The organism is Solwaraspora sp. WMMD937 (assembly GCF_029581175.1).
Taxonomy (GTDB): domain Bacteria; phylum Actinomycetota; class Actinomycetes; order Mycobacteriales; family Micromonosporaceae; genus Micromonospora_E.
This window is the reverse complement of record NZ_CP120738.1, coordinates 540,075-560,570: the sequence shown is the minus strand read 5'-3', so window position 1 is coordinate 560,570 and position 20,496 is coordinate 540,075. Positions and strand designations below refer to the sequence as shown.

Below are 20,496 nucleotides of genomic sequence, written 5' to 3'. Positions count from 1 at the left end.
CTGGCTTGCATGAGCAGATATCGACAGATGCGTCCGGCGAACCGGCTGGCCGAACCGTTGCTGGCCGCGCTCGCTGTGACGGCGATCGGGCTGTCGGCCGGGTGCGGCGGCGGTGACGGGACCACGAGCGCTGCCGGTGCCCGAGGGTCGGCTGGTGACACCGGCGACAGTGGTGTCGCCTCGATCGTGGGCAGTGCTGGGCCGGACGTCTCGCCATCGCCGCAGGTCGAGCGTCCGTTGATCCGCCCGGACACGTCCGCTGAGGAACAGGAGCGGCTGATGAACCTCTGGCTGCAGTGCTTCGAGGACAACGGGGTGTCGGAGATGGACCGGAAGATGAAAGCGGACACTCCGCAGGTGCGGCAGGTCGCCGAGGACTGCGCACCGCTGGAACCCGAACGGCTGTGGCAGCGTTCCCTGCGCCTCGACCCCGAGTATCCGGACAAGCTGCTGGCCTGGGCGGAATGTCTGCAGGACCGGGGTGTTGACGCGTTCGTCGACGGAGACTTCCTGTCACTCGCCGATGGACTGCCGGCCGGCACCGAGGTCGAGGAGTGCGAAGCGGAGGCGTTCAGCGGGGGCTGACCGGGTCGCAGCGCCGGGCTGGGAGGCGTACGGTGACGTGCGTGCCCCGGCCCGGCTCGCTGGCCACGGTGATGTCACCGCCGTGTGCGCGGGCCAGCTGCCGGGCGATCGGCAGACCCAGCCCACTGCCGCCGGTGCGCCGGCTGCGCGAGGCGTCGGCCCGCCAGAACCGGTCGAACAACTTCGGCAGGTCGGTGGCGGCGATCCCGATCCCGGTGTCGACAACCTCGATGGTCAGCCAGTCGTCGCGTACGGCGCAGTCGACGGTGACCGAACCCCCGGCCGGGGTGTGCCGCACGGCGTTGCCCACCAGGTTGCCGACGAGCTGCCGCAGCCGTACCGCGTCGAGGACGACCTCCGGATCGCCGTGCACCGCCCCGGTCAGGGTGACCCCGGCGGTGGCAGCGGCCCCGCGGTTGGCCTCGACGACCTGGCTGAGTACGTCGCCGACGAAGGTCGGCTCCGGATGCACCGCGAAGGTGCCGTCGTCAGCTGCGGCCAGGTCCCGCAGGTCGTCGATGACATGCTGCAACAGGGTCGCCTCCTCGGTGAGCAGTTCGAGGGTGTGGGTGTCGGCCGGTGCCAGCCCGTCCTGGGCGGCCTCCAGCCAGGCCCGGATGTTGGTCAGCGGCGACCGCAGCTCGTGGGCTACGTCGCTGACCATCGCCCGGCGTTGCCGCTCCAGCTGGTCCCGCCGGCGTGCCAGGTCGTTGAAGGCGGTGGCGAGACTGCCGATCTCGTCCCGGGTGGTGACCGGCACCGGGCGTTGCCTGTCCACCGGCGCACGGGCCGCTGCGGCCAGTGCCCGCAACGGCCGGACCAGCCGCATTCCGACTCCGACGGTGACCGCCACGGTGAGCAGCAGGACCAGTCCGGCGACACCGGCGATCCGCAGCAGATTCCCGGTGGACAGGTTGACGGTCGGCGACCCGGCGTCGGTGGCCGTCGCGTCGGTGACGTACAGCAGCACCGGCGGTGCGACGTACGCCCGGAGCTGGCTGCGGAGGCCTGTCTCGGCGCAGGCGCGGGCGTCGGCCTCGGACGGCGCACCTGGGGAGGCCCGCAGGACCCGGACGTCCAGCGTCGGAGTGACGGTCAGGTCGATGTTGGCCGCCTCGGGCCCGAGACATGCCTCGGTGAGGTCGAGCAGCTCGGCCAGGGGTGCGACCTCGCTGCGGGCCGGCTCGCGCAGCAGCGCCGGTTCCGGGCAGGCCAGCGGCCGGCCACGGTCGATACCGGCGTCGAGGATCGTCACCGTCGCCCGGCCGCCCGGCAGCTCGACGACTTCGGCGGCGAGCCCCGCCCCGTCGACCAGGCAGCTCCGGTGGTCCTCGGCCGCCTTGTGGATGCCGGCGCGTTCGTCGTCGCTCAGCCGGTACGGCCCGACGACCCGGCTGTCGATGCTGGACCCGTGACGGCTGGCGGTGAGCGCCGGGTCGAGGTCGAGCGGGTCGACGATCGCCGACGGGCGGGCGTCGCGCAGCGCCGGCCCGGGTGCCGACTCCGCGACCGGGTCGCGGGTCACCGGGTCGAGCAGCACGATCCGCCGGCCGGTACGCGATGCGAGGTCGTCGACGACCGGCGTGACCGCAGACCAGTCGCGGTGGTCGATCGCGTACGTGATCATCTCGTCGTAGACGCTGACGTCGTCGGCGAGGGACCGACCCTGCTCCTGCTCGATCGCCCGGGTGGTCGACGCCACGGTCAGCCAGGCGGTGGCGACGACCGCGCAGACCGTCACCAGCACCGACGCGCCGAGCAGCCGCAGCATCAGGCTGTGCCGCAGCGGTACCCGCGCGGCCGTGGCCGGGCCTGGGGCCGGGGCCGGGCCTGGGGCCGGACCGCCGGTGGCCGGCTCACCCACCGGCGGGGTCGCGCAGCTTGTAGCCGACGCCGTACACCGTCACCAGGTACGCCGGCCGGCGTACGTCCGGTTCGATCTTGCGGCGCAGGTTGACCAGGTGGGTGTCGATGGCCCGCTCGGTCGAGTCCCGGTCCACGCCCCGGGTGTGCTCCAGCAGCTGGGCCCGGGTGAAGGCGCGTTCCGGCTGCTCGACCATGGCGGCGAGGATCGCGAACTCGCCCGGCGTGCAGTTGACCGGTCGTCCGTCGACGGTGACCTCCCGGCGGACCGGGTCGACGGCGAGTGCACCGACCCGTCGTATCCCGTCGATGGTGCGCGGCACCCGGTCGACCCGGCGCAGCAGCGTCCGGACCCGGGCCATCAGCTCCCGCGGCGAGTACGGCTTCGTCAGGTAGTCGTCCGCACCCAGATCGAGCCCGCGCAGCAGGTCGTCCTCGTCGGCGCGGGCGGTGAGCATCAGCACCAGCAGGTCCGATTCGCGGCGCAGGATCCGGCACACGTTCAGCCCGTCCAGGCCGGGCATCATCACGTCGAGCACCAGCAGCTGCGGCCGGTGCCGGCGGGCCTGGTCGAGCGCGTCGCGCCCGTCGTGGACCACTGTGGTCCGGTGTCCGTCGGACTCGACGTAGCGGCGCAGCACCTCGGCCTGCCGCCGGTCGTCCTCGGCGATCAGCACATGGGCAACCACGGGGCGAACCATACTGCGTGTCAGCGTCGGCGCGGCGGTGGGAAATCGCACCGTACCGGCCTGACAGGTTCCTCACAATTGCCGGCGACGCTGGCCGGCATGGTGTTCTTCCTGCGAACGTTCGCCGGTCGTCGGTGGCGTCGGCCGCTGGCGTACGGCCTGCCGGCCGCGGTCGTGGTGGCCGGGCTGGTGTTGACCGGAACCGTAGCCGGCTGGGGCTGGCCGGGCCGGGGCGCGACGGCCGAGGCGGACGCCGCGACGGCGGATCCGCTCTGGGTGGCGACCACCGAGGTCGTGCGAATGGACATCTCCGACGCCCGGGAGCTGGTCGGCACCCTCGGCTACGGTGCCGCCCGACCGGTGCGGGGCTCCGGCGACGGGGTGCTGACCTGGTTGCCGGAGCAGGGATCCGTCATCGAGCGTGGCGAGCAACTCTACCGTGTGGATGATCAGCCGGTACTGCTGTTCTACGGCGGTACGCCGCTGTTCCGGACCCTCGACCGGCCGAACCTGGTCGGCCGCGACGTGCGGGTGGTCGCCGACAACCTGAAGGCGTTGGGCTACCGGATCGGTTGGCAGCCGCCGGTCGGCGCCGCCGTCGCGGTGCCGGCGGCGGCACCGGCGCCGGACCCCGACGACGCGGCGGGGCCGACGGGGGAGAGCGACGCGGCTGGGTCGACAGTGGAGAGCGACGCGGCGGAGTCGTCGGAGCGGGAGGTGGCACCGACCCCGACCGGCGGTACGGTCACCGTCCGGTCCGGCGACGCCGTTCTCACCCCGGAGCTGATCTCGGCCATCGAACGCTGGCAGCGGGACCGCGACGCGCCGGCCACCGGGGTCGTCCGGGCCGGGGAGGTCGCCGTACTGCGGGGCAAGGTCCGGGTCGGCTCGGTCGCCGCGCTGCCCGGCGACAGTGCCGCGACGGACATCATGTCGGTCACCCCCACCGACAAGGTCATCACGGTACGGGTGGAAGCCGGCGAGGCGACCGGGATGGCGCCCGACGTGTCGGTGACGATCACTCTGCCCGACGGCGCGACCGCCCCCGGCACGGTGACCGCGGTCGGCACCGTCGCCGAGGAGTCAGAAGGTCCGCCGGGGCAGGGTCCGACGGTGGACGTCACCGTCGTGCCCGACGACCCGGCGGTGCTCGGCGGGTTGGAGTCCGCGCCGGTCCGGGTGCAGTTCCGTACCGAGCTGCGGGAGCAGGTCCTCGCGGTGCCGGTCGGTGCGCTGCTCGCGCTCGCCGAGGGCGGGTACGCGGTGCAGCTGACCGACGGTGCTCTGGTCGCCGTCGAGATCGGGCTGTTCACCAGGGGAATGGTCGAGGTCACCGGGGCCGGTCTCGACGCGGGCATGACGGTGGTGACCACGTCGTGAGCGCACCGGTGCTGTCGGTCGTGCGGGCCGGGATGCGCTACCCCGGCGGCGTCGCCGCGCTGGCCGATGTCGACCTCGACATCCACGCCGGGGAGCTGGTCGCCATCGTCGGACCGTCCGGCTCCGGCAAGTCGACCCTGCTCAACATCATGGGCACTTTGGACCGTCCGACCAGCGGTACGGTCCGGCTCGGCGGGCACGACGTGACCACCCTGTCCGACCGGCAGCTGTCGGCGCTGCGTGGGCGCTGGCTCGGCTTCGTGTTCCAGCAGTTCCACCTCACCGACGGGTTGACTGCGGCGGAGAACGTCGCCACCGGGCTGCTGTACGCGGGCGTACCGCGTCGTCGCCGCCGACCGTTGGCCGCCGAGGCGCTGGCCCGGGTCGGTCTCGCGCACCGGGTCGGTCACCTGCCCCGGCAGCTGTCCGGCGGGGAACGCCAGCGGGTCGCGATCGCCCGTGCCCTGGTCAACGGGCCGGCGCTGGTGCTGGCCGACGAGCCGACCGGTGCGTTGGACACCGCCACCGGTCGTGCCGTGCTCGACCTGCTCACCACGCTCAACGCCGACGGCACCACCATCGCGGTGATCACCCATGACCGGGACGTCGCGGCGCGGCTGCCGCGCCGGGTGGAGATCCGCGACGGTCGGCTGGTCGGCGACGTCCGCCAGCAGCCGGTGGCCGTGCCGTGAGCCGGGTGGAATCTCCCCAACTGGTCGGAGCTGCCCCGGTGCAGCTGCCGCGCCCGGTGCGGCTGGCCCCGCTGGACCTGCTCCGAATCGGGCTGGTCGGGATCCGGACCCGCCGACTGCGGGCGGCGCTGTCGGCGCTGGGCATCTCGATCGGTATCGCCACGATGATCGTGGTCACCGGCATCCCGGCGGCCAGTGAACGGGCGTTGCTGGCCGAGCTGTCCGCCCTCGGGGTGAACCTGCTGCAGGCGACGGCCCAGCCTGACGAGGACGGCGTCACCCGGCTGCCGGTGGAGGCCCCGGCGATGGTGGCCCGGATCGGGCCGGTGACCGCGACCAGCGCGGTAGCCAACACCAACACGGTGATCCGCCGTTCCGACTTGATCGACCCACGCGACGGCTCCGGGCTTACGGTGCTGGCCAGCGACGCGAGGTTGCCGGTGACGCTCGACGCGCGGCTGCGGACCGGGCGTTACCTCGACGCCGCCACCGAACGGCTGCCGAGGGTGGTGCTCGGCGCGGTCGCCGCGACCCGGCTGGGTGTGGTCGAGCTGGGCCCGGTGGACTCGCCGACGCAGGTACGCGTCGGCGACGTCTGGTTCACTGTGATCGGCATCCTGGAGCCGCTGCCGTTGGCCCCGGAGATCGACCGGTCGGCCCTGGTGGGGTGGCCGGCGGCCGAGTCCGAGCTGGGTTTCGGTGGGCACCCGACGGTGATCTACCTGCGGGCGTACGAGCCGGCGATCGAGGCGGTGCGGGCGGTGCTGCCGGCGACGATCGACCCGCAGCGGCCCAGCAAGGTGCAGGTGACCAGGCCGTCGGACGCGCTGGCGGCCAAACGTGCCACCGAGAGCAGCTTTGCCTCGCTGTTCCTGGCGCTGGCCGGGGTGGCGCTGCTGGTCGGCGGGATCGGGGTGGCGAACACGATGGTGATCTCGGTGCTGGAACGTCGGTCGGAGATCGGGTTGCGCCGGGCGCTCGGCGCGAGCCGGGGTCAGATCCGGGCGCAGTTCCTCACTGAGTCGGTGGCGTTGTCGCTGCTCGGCGGCCTCGCCGGTACGGCGCTCGGCCTGGCCGCCACCGCCGGCTACGCGGTCGCCAACGGCTGGCCGGTGGTGGTGCCGCCCGGGGCGACCCTCGCCGGGCTGGGTGGGGCGCTGCTGGTCGGTGTCGTCGCCGGCGGCTATCCGGCGTTGCAGGCCGCCCGGCTGCCACCGACCCGGGCCCTGGCCACCGCCTGACCGGTCCGGCGGCGTACCGGCGCGCGGACGGAATCGCCGTCGTTCCACTGGCCCTGCTCGGTCCGTGACCGGTGGTCCAACGTCTGCGGCTGACCCGACGCGGTTGTCCGGTTCGGTAGGGTGCGGGGGGAGGTGCCCGATGGCCGAGCCGGCGAGCAACACCCAGCACCCAGCGGACGCAGCGGACCCTTCGGCGCATCCCGCCGACGGGCCGGCGAACCCCGACGGGCAGCCGTACTCCGACGAGACGCAGCCCGGCGGGCGACGCCCCTGGTGGCGGTCCCGCCCACGCTGGCAGCTGATCACCGCCGGGGTGCTGGCCGGGGTGGTCGTCGTCGCCGCCGTGACGGTCGTCGCCTGGCGGGTGCTGGCCCCGACCGAGGTGGTCACCCCGGCCGGCTACCAGCCGTCCCCGCCGACCGCCGAACCCGGCCCGGTGGCCGAGCTCTCCGCCGCGCCGCTCCTGGTCGACGGACGGTTCCGGGTGTACGCCACCACCCGTCAGGTGCGCGCCGACGGCCCGATCGACATGCGTACCCAGGTCACCCCGGCCTGGTCGTTCCGGCGCTGGCCGGAGCAGCTGACCGGCGTCGTCGCCACCGGCACCACCGTGGTGAGCCGCTGGACGGACGGCGAACTCGTGGCGATCGACGCGGGCAGCGGCAAGGTGGCCTGGCGGTCCGCCGGCCCACAGCCGGCCGACACCGGGTACGCCGGTCGGCGCACCGGGGCGCAGACCGTCTACGCGCCGTCCGGTCTGCACACCGCGGTCAGCGGCACCGACGGCCGGTCGGTGGTGGTGGCGCACGGCGAGTCCCAGCTGGCCGGGTTCGACACGGCGACCGGTCGGGAACTGTGGCGGACCATGCTGCCCGGCCAGGGCGACGCCTGCCGCGACGCCGGCTTCAGCACCACCGGCGGCCGGTTCGCCCTGGTGAACAGCTGCGCGGCACCGCCGACCGTGGAGTTCTACGCCGTCGCGACCGGGCAGTTGACCGCGACCTGGCAGCCGGAGGGGGCCGGTCCGGGGCTGGCCGTGGAGCCGATCGGCTGTGCGGCCGCCCGCTCGACCTGCGGGGCGCTGCGTACCACCGGGGCGGGACAGTCCCGGGGCTGGCTGGTCGACGGCCCGGAGCCGGTGCCGGCGCCGCCGCTCGACCCGGTCGACGCGATGCTGGTCGACGGGATGGCGATTCGGTTGGACACCGCCGGGGACGATGCGGCGGTGGTGGCCGAGGCGGTACGGACCGGCGAGCAGGCGTGGCGGCGGCCGATTCCGTCGGCGGCGGCACCCGGTCCGGGCGGCACCGGGAACCGGTTGCTCGCGGTGCAGCCGGGTCGGGCGCACCTGCTGACCGCCACCCGGGAGTTGATCACCCTGGACGCGGCGACCGGTGCCGAGTTGTCCAGCTTCGTGCTGATCCTGCTGAGTGAGCTGTCGACCGACTGGGCCCCCGGCTACGTCTACGCACAGGACGGCTTCGTGGCCGTCGAACGGCTACGGCTGCCGGTCGACCCGGACGCCGACGACGGCCGCTACTACCGGCTGCAGGAGGCGGTGATCATCGCCCGCACCTAGGTCGCCGACACCCGCAGCCTCAGAGCGCCGCTTCGGCAGCTGCCAGGAACGCGTCGTTCTCAGCCGGCGTACCGATGGTCACCCGGACCCCGTCGCCGGCGAACGGGCGCACGATCACCCCGCGTGACTCGCAGGCCGCGCCGAACGGCACCGCCCGCTCACCCAGTGGCAGCCAGACGAAGTTTGCCTGACTGTCCGGCACGTCCGGCACCAGTTCGCGTACCGCGTCGGTGACCCGGGTCCGCTCGGCGATCACCAGATCGCACCGGCGGCGTACCTCGTCGGCCTGGTCGAGCGCGGCCAGCGCCGCCGCCTGCGCCAGCGCGTTGGTGCCGAACGGGGTGGCCACCTTGCGCACCGCCGCCGCCACCTCGGGATGCGCGACCAGGTAGCCGACCCGCAGCCCGGCCAGCCCCCACGCCTTGGACAACGTGCGCAGCACCACCACGTTCGGCCGGTCGCCGTAGGCGGTCAGGCCGTCGGGTACCTCGGCGTCGGTGACGAACTCCCGGTACGCCTCGTCCAGCACCACCAGTACGTCGTCGGGCACCGCGTCGAGGAACCGGTCCAGCTCGGCCCGGCGAACGCTGGTGCCGGTCGGGTTGTTCGGGTTGCAGACCAGCACCAGCCGGGTCTGCCCGGTGACCGCCGCGGCCATCGCCGGCAGGTCGTGGCCGTGGGTCGCGGTGTTCGGCACCCGCCGGCTGCTCGCCGCCGTGGTCGCCGCGATGATCGGGTACGCCTCGAACGACCGCCACGAGTAGACGACCTCGTCTCCGGGCAGGCAGGTGGCCCGTACCAGATGCTCGCAGAGCGCCACCGACCCGCAGCCGGTGACCACCCGCTCCGCGGCCACCCCGAGTCGTTCGGCGAGCGCTGCCCGCAGCGCCAGTACTCCCATGTCCGGGTAGCGGTGCGTCGACGTCGCAGCCTGCGTCACCGCTTCGACGACGCCGGGCAGTGGCCCGTACGGCACCTCGTTGCTGGCCAGCTTGATCGCCTCCGGCAGGCCGAGCTCCCGGGCCACGTCGACCGGGCTGCGCCCCGGTACGTAACTGGGCAGCGCGTCGAGGTCGGCGCGGGTCAGACCGAGCGAGGGGGGCATCGGGGGGCCTCCTGTCATGCGGAGCTTCCGGGGGTGTCGCGGTCCGCGCCCGGACCGCCGGTCCGGCCACCGCTGGTCCGACCACCGCCGGGGCCGGCGGCGTTCGCCGGTACGCCGGGCGGCAGCTGCACCACGACGGTCTGCGCCGACTTGTCGTGCAGCGCCTGCCGCAGCGGGCGGTCGAACAGCAGGTAGACGCAGTCGATCAGCTGAAGGATGAATCCGACGCAGCAGATCCACAACAGAGTGGGCAGGCCGAGGGTGTTCCACCGCCGGAACGACCGGGCGAAGCCGAGCTGCCCGCCCGGCTCGACCGGCACCACCTTGAGCCGGGCCAGCCGCTTGCCGAGGGTCTGGCCGGTGTTGGCGACCGCCGGCACCTCGTAAGCCCACCAGATCGCCGCCGCCAGCAGGATGATCACCATCTGCAGCCCGGAGGCACGCTCGGTGACCTGCGGGAGTCCCTCGGTGGACCGGTCATCGGCCAGTGACCGCCGCCAGATCTCATTGAACGTCGGCCAGGTCTCCACCACGTACTGCCAGACGAACCAGCCGTTGATGAAGATGTTGAGCAGCAGCACCGCGCCGATGTCGATCAGCCGGGCGGCCAGCCGCGCGCCGAACGACGCCAACGCCATTCCCTGCGGCCGGGGCTCCGGCGGCGGCAACCGGTAGCCCGGCCAACCGGGCGGCGGCGCTGCCGGGTAGCCCGGCGGCGCAGGCGGGTAGCCCTGTGTCGGGTGGCCCGGTGGCGGTGCCGGCCAGCCGGGGTGCGGTGCCGGTTGGCCCGGTGCGATCGGCTGGGCCGGCGGCGGTGGGTGGCATGGCGGTTCCGCCTCGGGCTCGGCCGGTGCCGCCGCCGAGGTGCTGGCCGGTGACGTCGGCCCGCCGACCGTCGGCGGTTGCTCCGCCGGCGGCGGCCCGTCCGGCGGGGTGGCGTCGGCCGGCAACGGCGCACCGATCCACCCGCCGCCATCCCAGTAACGCTGGGTGGTCGGATCTGCGGGGTCCTTGTACCAGCCGGGCGAGATCGACGTCACCGGGCGGACCCTGCGGTGCGGCCGGCCGGCCGGGGCGGACTGTGCATGCTCACCCTGGCACCTTAACGACCGGCCCGGCCGGTACCGCAGCCTGTCGGCCGTTCACCGGCGGCCGACTCAAGCTCAGAGATTGCCCCGGCTCTCCTGCTCCCGTTCGATCGCCTCGAACAGCGCCTTGAAGTTGCCCTTGCCGAAGCCGAGTGACCCGTGCCGTTCGATCAGCTCGAAGAAGACCGTCGGCCGGTCCTGCACCGGCTTGGTGAAGATCTGCAGCAGGTAGCCGTCCTCGTCCCGGTCGACCAGGATCCGGCGCGCCTTCAGCTGCTCGATCGGGGCGCGGACCTCCCCGATGCGGGCCCGCAGCGCCGGGTCGTCGTAGTACGAGTCCGGGGTGTCCAGGAACTCCACCCCGGCGGCCCGCATCGCGTCCACCGACGCCAGGATGTCGTTGGTGGCCAGGGCGATGTGCTGCACCCCGGGCCCGCCGTAGAACTCCAGGTACTCGTCGATCTGCGAGCGGCGGCGGGCCACCGCCGGCTCGTTGAGCGGGAACTTCACCTTGCGGCTGCCGTTGGCGACGACCTTGCTCATCAACGCCGAGTAGTCGGTGGCGATGTCGTCACCGATGAACTCGGCCATGTTGGTGAAGCCCATCACCCGTTGGTAGAACGCCACCCACTCGTCCATCCGGCCCAGCTCGACGTTGCCGACCACATGGTCGACCGCCTGGAAGAACCGCTTCGGCTGCAGGCCGGCGTCGACCAACGGCGTACGGTCGACGATCGGTGGTCGGGCCACGAAGCCGGGCAGGAACGGGCCGTCGTAGCCGGACCGGTCGACCAGGGTGTGCCGGGTGTCGCCGTACGCGGCGATGCTGGCCATCCGTACGGTGCCGGCGCCGTCGGTGAGCTCGGCCGGGGCGGCCAGCCCGGTCGCGCCCTGCGCCAGGGCGTGCGCGTACGCGGCGTCGACGTCCGGTACGGCGAGCGCGATGTCGGCCACCCCGTCGCTGTGCCGGGCGACGTGCGCGGCGGCCGACGCGTCGGCGTGCACCGCCCCACGCAGCACGAACCGGGCTGCGCCGCTGGTCAGCACGTACTCGGCGTGGTCGCGGAAACCCTGCTCCGGGCCCCGGTAGGCGACGCAGGTCATGCCGAACGCGGTGGAGTAGAAGTGCGCCGCCTGTTTGGCGTTGCCGACCAGGAAGGTCAGGTGGTCGACGCCCTGCACCGGGAACGGGTCACGGACCTCGCCGGCAGTGCCGCCGGCCCCGGTGATGTCGACGTCGCGGGATTCGGTCAGATAGGCCATGATCGTCCTCCCTTCGGAGCCGGCCGCGCGGATCGCCATTGGATCGCCATCAAATGGCCGAGGCCGGTAACGGCAGGATGGGCGATTCATCCCGACTGGGCAACTGCCTCGTCGACGGCTGGGCAGGCTGACCACTCGGTAGGGTCGAAGTCCATGGGCACTGAACAGAATGTCCAGCTCGATCAGCTGGACGCTGAGCTGATCGCACTATTGACCACCGAGCCGCGGATCGGGGTGCTGGAATGCTCCCGGCGGCTGCGGGTGGCCCGCGGCACTGTGCAGGCCCGGCTCGACAAGCTGGTCGATCGAGGGGTGATCAACGGCTTCGCTCCGCAGGTGTCACCGGCCGCGATCGGTTTCGTGGTCACGTCGTTCGTCACCCTGGAGATCGGCCAGCGGCACGGACACGAGCCGGTCGCCGCGCATCTACGCGCCATCCCGGAGGTGCTGGAGGCGCACACCATCAGCGGCTCCGGTGATCTGATGTGTCGGATCGTGGCCAGGTCCAACGCCGACCTGCAGCGGGTGCTGGACCAGATCCTGGCGTACGACGGGATCCGCCGGGCGTCGACGATCATCGCCCTGGCCGAGCAGATCCCGTACCGCGTCCTGCCGTTGGTGCAGGCGGCGGCCGACGTCACGAGTCGGCGCTGAGCGCGTCGCCGAGCGCGGACCGCTCGTAGCGGACCTCGCGGCCGATGCGGGACCGCCGCACCAGACCGGCGTCGCGCAGCACCGCGAGCTGCCCGCCGACGGTGCCCACCGCCGCGCCGAGCTGCACGGCCAGCTGGCTGGTGGTGGCCGGCACGGCGAGCGCCCGCAGCACGGCCGCCCGGCCCGGCCCGATCAGCCGGTCCAAGCCGTCGGCGGCCCGGTCGGCGTCCGGCCGGCCGAACAGGCCGGCGACGCCGCGTGCCCGGTAGCCGATCGCGTACGGCCACGGTGGATCGAGGTGCAGGCTCAGCGCGCCGAAGACGGTCGGGACGAGCAGCAGGCCGCGCCCGCCGAGCCGGTGCCGCTCGGCGGCGAAACCGGCGACGGTGATGGTGCCCGGATCCGGATCCCAGCGCAGCCGGGCGTCCAGATCGGCCAGTGCGGAACTCCAGCCGTACGTGGTCAGCCGGCCAGCCCGGTAGACCACGTCGCGTTCCAGGATGGCCCGCAGCCGGGGCCAGTCCGGGGCGATGAGTGCCCGCCAGGCGGCGTCGATCGCCTCGGCGAGCCGGTCGACGACGTCGTCTGCGGCCAGCAGCCGGCCGGCCGACCCGGTAGGTGGGGGCCGGCCGGCCAGGCTGCGGGCGATCTCGTCGCGGGCCCGGTCGAGCGGGGTACGCCGGACCACGGCGAGCTGGTTGGCGAAGGTCAGCCCGACCCCGTCCGGCGGTGGCTGGACGAAGTCGGCGCTGTACCCGCGCGGCCGGTACAGCGCCCGGATCGCCGCGATGCCCGGCTGGGTGCGGCGCAGCGCCGCGTACCGCTCGCGGTGCCGGTGCACCCAGGGCAGCAGTGGTCCGGCGGTCTGGACCCCGGCGAACAATCGCAGCGCGGCCATCGTCTCGCCCAGCGGGGAGATCGCGAACCGGCTGGCCGCGACGTCGGCCGGGCTCACCTCGATCCGCATCCGGCCCCTGTCCACCTTCCGGGCGGGGCGGGCTGGTGCCGCCCGCGACTTTTCGCCCTGCGCCGAAAGGTTACCCCCGGTCGGCGTACCGGCGGCATGCTTCGACGGTGACCACTCCCACCACCACCACCACCACCAGCGCGCCGCCGGCCGACCGGGCCACCTTCCGGGACCTGTTCGCGGTGGGTGAGTTCCGGGCGCTGTTCGCCAGCTTCGGCATCTACATGGTCGGCGAGACGGTGAAGATGCTCGCCCTGTCCGTGTTGGTCTACCAGCGGACGAACTCGCCACTGCTGGCCGCGCTGGCCTACGTCGCCGGCTTCCTGCCCAGCGTGGTCGGCGGGATGTTCCTGTTGGCGTACGCCGACCGCTGGCGGCCCCGGACGGTGATGGTCGGCTACGACCTGGTCCGGGTGGTCACGGTGGCGGTGCTGGCGATCGGGGTGCTGCCGCCGGTCGGCGCGTTGGCGTTGGTGTTCACCGTGGGGCTGGTGTCGCCGGTCGCGGCGGCGGCCCGTACCGCGCTGCTGCCGGATCTGCTGGCCGGCGACCGGTACGTGCTGGGTCGGGCGTTGTTCACCATCACCGCCGGGGCCACCCAGGTCCTCGGGTTCGCCGTCGGCGGCGCGCTGATCGGACTGCTCGGGCCGTACGGCGCGCTCTGGGCCACTGCGGTGACCTGCCTGACGTCGGCGGTGCTGATCCGGTTGGGGCTGTCCGACCGGCCGGCCCGGGTGGTGGGGGCCGCCGCGACCGGTGGCGCGGTGCGCGAGACGTGGCGGGTGAACCGGCGGTTGCTCGCCGACCCACCGGTACGCGGTCTGCTGCTGGCCACCTGGCTACCCGGCGCGCTGCTGGTCGGCGCGGAGGGGGTGGTGGTGCCGTACGCCGGTGGCGAGGGTGCCGCCGGGGTGCTGTTCATGGCCGCAGCCGGCGGGATGCTGCTCGGTGACCTGGTGGTGGGCCGTGGGGTGGCGCCGGCCCGGCGGGAGGCGTTGACCCCGTGGCTGGCGCTGCTGCTCGGGGTGCCGATGCTGGCCTTCGTTGCCGATCTCGGGCTGCTGGTGGCGGCGGTGCTGTTCGGGGCGGCGACGTTCGGGTTCTCGTACCATCTGGGGTTGGCCCGGCGGTTTCTGGACGCGGTGCCGGCGGACCGGCGCGGCCAGGCGTTCGGGTTGTCCCACATGGGGATGATGACCGGGCAGGGGCTGGCCGCCGGGGCGGCCGGGCTGGTCGCCGAGTGGGTCGCGCCGGGGCTGGTGATGGCCGGGTTCGGGGCGCTGTCGCTGGTCGCCACGCTGCTGCTGTGGCGACAACTCCGGGTACCACGCATGAATGTCCCCCGACACGCCTAAAAGCCGCATTTCGGTCGGCCGGCTGTTCTGTTGGTCAGGCCCGGCTACGGTGGCCCGATGGCGAAGGGGAGCGCGCCGTGCGTGAAGTGCTACCTGGCCTTCGCGCTCGTCGTGGTCATCGTGCTCGCCGCCACCGGCGTCTGGAACCCGTTCCCCGGCCTGTGGGACTGGGTCAACCGCAGCCAGCCACTGGCCGACCCGGACGTCACCTGGCAACAGCGGATCGGCGGCACGCCGCGCGGCGTCACCATCACCGAGCGCGCCGTCATCGTCGAGCACCGGCTCACCGTCGAAGGCCGCAGCATCACCTCCGGCAACCAGGTCTGGGAGCACAAGGCCGACTGGGCGGCGGTCGCCGGTGACGGCACCGACCAGGTCGTCGCCACCGGCAAACTGCTCACCGACGGCTACCAGGTGCTCAACCCGGCCACCGGCGCCGTACTGCGCGCCGACGACGCCGCCATCGCCGTCTGGACCTACCGCGACGCGCTGCTCGACGTCCGCTGCGCCAGCCCACGCGACTGCACCCTGACCGCCTGGGACCCGCGCGGCAAAACCCCACGGTGGACCGCCCAGCTGCCCGGGATGGGGTTCGTGCTGTTCGCCGACAACCCGAAACTGGTCACCAGCCGGCCGTTGACCGCCGCCGACGTCGCCGACGACGCCGGTGGCCCGCAGACCATGCCGACCGTGCTCGGCTTCCCGATCGACGGCAGGATCCACGTCGTCGAGACCCGCACCGGGCAGGTCCTGCAGGAGCTGGAGGAGGACCGGCACGAACGGATCGTGGTCTTCGCCGGCCGGGTGTTCAGCCTGGTCGCCACCCCACGCGACGGTGCCTGCTACTACACCGCGCGAGGCGTCGACCCGGTGACCGACCTGCCCGTGTGGCAGCGGACCGGGATCAACCTGCGCACCGCCGACCGGATCGGCTGCGCCCAGCGGGACAACCCGACCGGCGGTGCCAACGTCCTCGCCGGCATCGCCCCCGACATGCGGGAGACCGTGATCGACGCCTACGACGGGCGGGTGCTGTGGACCGGTGCCGCCGGGCAGGAGCTGCGCGCGGTCGACGACCGGTACGCGCTGGCCCGCTCCGCCGACGGTGAGACCCTCCAGGCGTACGTGCTGCCCACCCCGACACCCCGGTGGACCCGCCCGATGCACCCGGACGCGCAGCTGGCCCTCACCCGGCACGCGGCCCTGGTCGTCGACCGCAAACCGGACCGGGTCGTCGCCCTCGACCCGGCCACCGGCACCGAGCTGGTCAACCTGCGTACCTCGGCGGAGGTACTGGCCGTCGGACCGCGCGGCATGGTCATCGGCGACGGCCGGGAGATCGGCTACGTCCGGTTCGCCGGTGCCGCCACCACCCCGCCGGTCGGCGGCCCGGACGACCCCGCCGATCCCGGCGGCCCCGACCCCGGCCCCACCTGCGGCGGCGCCAAGCAGGAGCAGTGCCCGGCCAAGGGCTGACCCACCCGGGGGTTGGGAGCTGCGGCCACCTCTGGCCTAGGCTTGCCGGTCATGAGCAGTGCCGCCCCGTTCTCCCACACCCCGCTGCTACCGACCGGCGACGACCTGACGGAATACCGCCTGATCAGCGACGAAGGCGTCGACGTCGTGCACGGGCCGGGCGGGCGACGGTTCCTCACCATCGAGCCGGCGGTGCTGACCGCGCTGACCGCCGAGGCGATGCATGACATCGCTCACTACCTGCGTCCGGCGCACCTGGCCCAACTGCGGGCGATCCTCGACGACCCGGCCGCGTCACCCAACGACCGGTTCGTCGCCCTCGACCTGCTGCGCAACGCCAACATCGCGGCCGGCGGAGTGCTGCCGATGTGTCAGGACACCGGCACCGCGATCGTGATGGGCAAACGCGGCCGGCACGTGCTCACCGACGGCACCGACGAGCGGGCCATCGCCCGGGGCGTGTACGAGGCGTACACCAAACTGAACCTGCGGTACTCGCAGCTCGCGCCGATCACCATGTGGGAGGAGCGCAACACCGGGACCAACCTGCCGGCCCAGATCGAGCTGTACGCCGAGGACCCGGGCGGTCAGCCGGACGCGTACAAGTTCCTGTTCATGGCCAAGGGCGGCGGCTCGGCCAACAAGTCGTACCTCTACCAGGAGACCAAGGCACTGCTGAACCCGACCCGGATGATGCAGTTCCTGGAGGAGAAGCTGCGGCTGATCGGCACGTCCGCCTGCCCGCCGTACCACCTGGCGATCGTCGTCGGCGGCACGTCGGCTGAGTTCGCGCTCAAGACCGCCAAGTACGCCAGCGCCAAGTACCTGGACAACCTGCCGACCAGCGGCAGCATCGGCGCCCACGGCTTCCGCGACGTCGAGCTGGAGGCGCAGGTGCTCGAACTGACCCGTCAGTTCGGCATCGGCGCGCAGTTCGGCGGGCGGTACTTCTGCCACGACGTACGGGTGGTGCGGCTGCCCCGGCACGGTGCCTCCTGCCCGGTGGCGATCGCCGTCTCCTGCTCCGCCGACCGGCAGGCCGTCGCCAAGATCACCCCGTCCGGGGTGTGGCTGGAGAAGCTGGAGACCGACCCGGCCCGCTTCCTGCCCGACGTCACCGACGAGACCCTCGCCGCCGATCAGTCCGCCGACGCCGACGTGGTCCGCGTCGACCTGAACCGGCCGATGGCCGAGATCCGCGCCGAGTTGTCGAAGTACCCGGTGAAGACCCGGCTGTCGCTGACCGGCCCGCTGGTCGTCGCCCGGGACATCGCCCACGCGAAGATCGCCGAGCGGCTGGACGCCGGTGAGCCGATGCCGCAGTACCTGCGGGACCACGCCGTCTACTACGCCGGCCCGGCGAAGACTCCCGAGGGGTACGCGTCCGGCTCGTTCGGCCCGACCACCGCTGGGCGGATGGACGCGTACGTGGAGAAGTTCCAGGCCGCCGGTGGCTCGCACATCATGCTCGCCAAGGGCAACCGGTCCGCGCAGGTCACCCGCTCCTGCGGTACGCACGGCGGCTTCTACCTCGGCTCGATCGGCGGCCCGGCGGCCCGGCTGGCCCAGGACTGCATCCGGCACGTCGAGGTCCTCGAATACCCGGAGCTGGGCATGGAGGCCATCTGGAAGATCGAGGTGGAGGACTTCCCGGCGTTCATCGTCGTCGACGACAAGGGCAACGACTTCTACGCCGAGGTCACCAAGCCGGTCCTCACCGTCGGCCGCCGCTGACCGCCGAGCCCTGGGTAACGACGGAACCTCATCGATCCTCGAACCTGCCGATTACCTTGCATCATTGTTTTTGAGCGCACGGTAACCCTCCTGGGTGGGGGTGCCGGTTGGGCTTGATGCCACAGGCGCATCTTGATGCACCTGTGGCATCAAGCCTGCGGAGGCATCTTGGGTTCCCCGCCCCAACCCGAGAAACACCAACCCGGAGCAAATCCGAAGCACTCAGCTGCGGTCGAGGGCGTCGTCCGTGCCGGGGTGTTCGGGTCAGCCCCGTCGGTCGAAGGTACGAAGCTCGTAGATGGCGCGGGAACCCTGGCCGTTGTCGCGGTCGGACAACGTCAGGTGCTCGGTCCGGGACCGGCCGGTCCGGTCCACCCGCACTGTCGACCGGGTCAGCCCAGGTACTTCTCCCAGGGGCCGGTGATGGCCAGGGTGAGACCGGGGTCCTGCATGTTGACGAAGAGCACCTTGCCGTCGTCGGTGAAGACCGGCCCGCAGAACTCCGAGTCGTTGAGCTGGTTGCGGGCGATCGCGTAGGTCGGCCCGCCCGGGACCGAGCTGAGCACGTGGGACGCGCCCGAGCCGTCCTCGGCCAGCACCAGGCTGCCCCACGGGGTGACGGTCACGTTGTCCGGCCCGTCGAAGGTCAGATCGCTGTACTTCGGCGGCGTACCCTCCTCCGACGAGGTCTGGTGCGGAAAGTACGTGACCAGCTGGATGGTCTCGGCCCGGTAGTCGTAGAACCAGACCATGCCGTCGTGCGGGGCGGCGTCCGCCGGCAGGTCACCGTCCTCCCAGGCGTACGAGTTGACCACGTACACGCCTCGGTCGGTGCCCCACACACCTTCGAACTTGCGGCCCCGGGTGACCTGACCGTCGGCGAACTGCTCGCGCAGGGGAGTGGTCCGGGCGTCGCGTTCCGGCACCTCGATCCACCGTACGGGGAACGGCCGGCCCAGCTGCGCGGAGGTCAGGTAGGCGACGTCCGGCAGCACCGAGCCGTCGTCCATGATGATCTGCATCGCGGCGAGGGTGCCGGCGTCCGGGGCGAGCCGGGTCAGCACGCCGGGGCCGAGCTTGACGCGGCGCGGCGCGGTCCACCGGTAGAACAGGCCGTTCGGCTCGTCGGCGTCCTCGGACAGGTAGATCTTCGTACGGTCGGCGTCGACCGCCAGCGCCTCGTGCGCGTACCGGCCCAGGCATTTGATCGGTGTCGGGTCGGCGCGGCCGTCGGCCCAGACCTCGAAGACGTAGCCGTGGTCCTTCTGGTACGTGCCGGTGCGGCCGTCCTCGTCCCACTCGTCGCCGGCCCGGTCGTCGGTCTCCTCGCAGGTCAGCCAGGTTCCCCACGGGGTCGGCCCGCCCGCGCAGTTGTCGACGGTGCCGGAGATGGCGACGAACTCGCCGAGGTTGCGCCCCGCCCGGTCGGTCCTGATCACCGTGCAGCCGCCGGCGTCGACCGCGCCCGGGTCGTAGACGGTGCCCGGGACATGCGGTACGCCGAACTCGGCCCCTGGGCCGAGCTCATGGTTCTGGATCAATGTGTACCGGCCGCGTCCGGCGTCGAAGACGGCCATCCCGTCGTGCTCGGCCGGGGTCAGGCCCTGGCCCCGGTCGAGGCGGGTGACGCCGGTGCGGGTGACCACGGTGTACCGGAAACCCTCGGGCAGGGCGAGGATGCCGGCGGGGTCGTCCACCAGCGGCGGGAACGGTACGTGGCCGCCGCCTCTCGGTGGGTGGTTCCGGCCGGGGTGGGCTTGGGCCAGCGACGGAAGGCCCCCGGCGACGGCGAGGCCGACGCCGGCGGCACCGGCGGCACCACCGGCGAGGAAGGTACGACGGGAGGAAGGCACGTCGATCGGGCTCCTGTTCAGCTCGAGGGTGTTGACGTGACGCAACTCCCGCGGACCGACGGCCACCCGTCCGTACGGTGATGAACCGGCGACATCGATGTAAAGAATCGAGGTTGCCGCTGTCGGTGAACCAGGTGCGGGCTCGGCTAGGGTCGGCACCGACGGCGGACTTCGTGCATGTCACCGCGCAGCGGTCGGCCCGGCGGATCCTGGGAAGGCGGCCAAGCTGCGCCGTCGCTGGCGTGCCGCACGGCTACTTGCTTCAAAGTCTCCGAAGACTCTGGAATCTTCGCAAGGCCGTGCCGGGCTCTTGGCTGATTGAGTGAGGCCGGAATACCCGCACTTCGGTACATGGCTGTGCCCCGGGCCGCATGCAGAGCAGAGGCGGACACCGGGGCTTACGTCGTCAAGTGTAGCGGTGCCGGGCGTAAAGGAGTAGTCGTGTCGGAGTCCTGGCAAGATGAGGTGCTCTGGCGATGCCTGTCGAAGGCTCGGTCGGCGCCGTACCTAGCTGCGGCTAGTGGCGACAGCGCCCGCGCTCTTCGTCTCTACGCGTGGAACATGGAGGTCTCAAGCGCCTTCCTTGGGCCACTCCACGTGCTGGAGGTGTGTCTACGCAACGGCGTCGACGACCGCCTGACCGTACTGGCTGGTCGGCCTGACTGGTGGCGTTCAGACATCAAGTTCACATTCGTCGCAGAGCGGATGGTCCAGGATTCGATCAAGAAATGCCGGATCCGGAAGGATGTGACACCGGGGAGCGTGATCGCTGAGTTGCCACTCGGTTTCTGGGTTGGGTTATTTGGCGGCGGTGGCTCCTGCCAGTACGAGACGACGTTATGGCGGCCTGCTCTGCGGAAGGTTTTCCCAGGATATCGAGGATCCCGAAGGGATCTCCACTCTGATCTCGATCACGTCCGCGCGTTCCGCAACCGCGTCACCCAGTTTCTGATCGCGAGGAGTGTGGTATGC

Annotated in this window: 16 protein-coding genes; 9 read left to right on the top strand and 7 right to left on the bottom strand. The window is 72.4% G+C overall.

Translation table 11 applies throughout. The features are described 5' to 3' along the window. Positions 1-9: 9 nt before the first annotated feature. Positions 10-585, top strand: a complete 576-nt coding sequence (locus O7621_RS02520; protein WP_282232553.1) for a hypothetical protein — start codon at positions 10-12, stop codon at positions 583-585. Here the strand turns inward: O7621_RS02520 and O7621_RS02515 are convergent. After that, positions 572-2,449 (bottom strand): HAMP domain-containing sensor histidine kinase, encoded by a 1,878-nt coding sequence (locus O7621_RS02515; RefSeq protein WP_282232552.1) that lies wholly within the window; start codon positions 2,447-2,449, stop codon positions 572-574. The genes O7621_RS02520 and O7621_RS02515 overlap by 14 nt on opposite strands. Further along, the gene (locus O7621_RS02510) at positions 2,442-3,137 is read right to left on the bottom strand and encodes a response regulator transcription factor (protein WP_282232551.1); all 696 of its coding nucleotides are present in this window, start codon (positions 3,135-3,137) and stop codon (positions 2,442-2,444) included. The genes O7621_RS02515 and O7621_RS02510 overlap by 8 nt, the downstream gene beginning before the upstream one ends. Before the next feature lie 99 nt (positions 3,138-3,236). Here O7621_RS02510 and O7621_RS02505 point away from each other — a divergent pair, with 99 nt between their 5' ends. The 4 genes from O7621_RS02505 to O7621_RS02490 all read left to right on the top strand — a co-directional run bounded on the left by O7621_RS02505 (position 3,237) and on the right by O7621_RS02490 (position 8,029). After that, complete coding sequence (locus tag O7621_RS02505) at positions 3,237-4,517, top strand: hypothetical protein (RefSeq protein WP_282232550.1); 1,281 nt, start codon at positions 3,237-3,239, stop codon at positions 4,515-4,517. Positions 4,518-4,549: 32 nt separating this feature from the next. Then, on the top strand, positions 4,550-5,209 hold the full coding sequence (locus O7621_RS02500) for an ABC transporter ATP-binding protein (RefSeq protein WP_282234423.1): 660 nt from the start codon (positions 4,550-4,552) through the stop codon (positions 5,207-5,209). A gap of 5 nt (positions 5,210-5,214) precedes the next feature. Further along, positions 5,215-6,450, top strand: a complete 1,236-nt coding sequence (locus O7621_RS02495) for an ABC transporter permease (protein WP_282232549.1) — start codon at positions 5,215-5,217, stop codon at positions 6,448-6,450. A 139-nt stretch (positions 6,451-6,589) separates the two neighbouring features. Then, positions 6,590-8,029 carry a PQQ-binding-like beta-propeller repeat protein gene (locus O7621_RS02490; RefSeq protein WP_282232548.1) on the top strand — a complete coding sequence of 480 codons (1,440 nt, stop codon included), beginning with the start codon at positions 6,590-6,592 and terminating at the stop codon, positions 8,027-8,029. A gap of 19 nt (positions 8,030-8,048) precedes the next feature. Here O7621_RS02490 and hisC read toward each other — a convergent pair whose 3' ends face one another. From hisC to hppD, 3 genes are all read right to left on the bottom strand, one after another. Beyond that, positions 8,049-9,134: a histidinol-phosphate transaminase gene (hisC, locus tag O7621_RS02485; RefSeq protein ID WP_282232547.1), complete on the bottom strand. Its 1,086-nt coding sequence runs from the start codon at positions 9,132-9,134 to the stop codon at positions 8,049-8,051. A 14-nt stretch (positions 9,135-9,148) separates the two neighbouring features. Next, positions 9,149-10,174 carry an RDD family protein gene (locus O7621_RS02480; protein WP_282232546.1) on the bottom strand — a complete coding sequence of 342 codons (1,026 nt, stop codon included), beginning with the start codon at positions 10,172-10,174 and terminating at the stop codon, positions 9,149-9,151. Positions 10,175-10,297: 123 nt separating this feature from the next. Beyond that, positions 10,298-11,485, bottom strand: a complete 1,188-nt coding sequence (gene hppD, locus O7621_RS02475) for a 4-hydroxyphenylpyruvate dioxygenase (RefSeq protein WP_282232545.1) — start codon at positions 11,483-11,485, stop codon at positions 10,298-10,300. A gap of 153 nt (positions 11,486-11,638) precedes the next feature. On the opposite strand from hppD, the gene O7621_RS02470 reads away from it, so the two are divergent. Beyond that, on the top strand, positions 11,639-12,139 hold the full coding sequence (locus tag O7621_RS02470) for an Lrp/AsnC family transcriptional regulator (protein WP_282232544.1): 501 nt from the start codon (positions 11,639-11,641) through the stop codon (positions 12,137-12,139). Here the strand turns inward: O7621_RS02470 and O7621_RS02465 are convergent. Next, the gene (locus tag O7621_RS02465) at positions 12,123-13,106 is read right to left on the bottom strand and encodes a DUF5937 family protein (RefSeq protein WP_282232543.1); all 984 of its coding nucleotides are present in this window, start codon (positions 13,104-13,106) and stop codon (positions 12,123-12,125) included. The two genes, O7621_RS02470 and O7621_RS02465, sit on opposite strands and share 17 nt — an antisense overlap. Positions 13,107-13,213: 107 nt before the next feature. Between O7621_RS02465 and O7621_RS02460 the strand changes: the two genes are divergently transcribed. From O7621_RS02460 to O7621_RS02450, 3 genes are read left to right on the top strand one after another with little or no spacing between them, the layout of a single operon-like run. Next, the gene (locus tag O7621_RS02460; RefSeq protein WP_282232542.1) at positions 13,214-14,461 is read left to right on the top strand and encodes an MFS transporter; all 1,248 of its coding nucleotides are present in this window, start codon (positions 13,214-13,216) and stop codon (positions 14,459-14,461) included. 57 nt (positions 14,462-14,518) lie between these two features. Then, the gene (locus O7621_RS02455) at positions 14,519-15,937 is read left to right on the top strand and encodes a hypothetical protein (RefSeq protein WP_282232541.1); all 1,419 of its coding nucleotides are present in this window, start codon (positions 14,519-14,521) and stop codon (positions 15,935-15,937) included. 51 nt (positions 15,938-15,988) lie between these two features. Further along, entirely contained in the window at positions 15,989-17,671 is a 1,683-nt protein-coding gene (locus O7621_RS02450) for a fumarate hydratase (RefSeq protein WP_282232540.1), read from the top strand. 392 nt (positions 17,672-18,063) lie between these two features. Here the strand turns inward: O7621_RS02450 and O7621_RS02445 are convergent, their stop codons facing one another. Beyond that, positions 18,064-19,590, bottom strand: coding sequence for an alkaline phosphatase PhoX (locus tag O7621_RS02445; protein ID WP_282232539.1), 1,527 nt, complete (start codon positions 19,588-19,590; stop codon positions 18,064-18,066). Positions 19,591-20,496 lie beyond the last annotated feature (906 nt).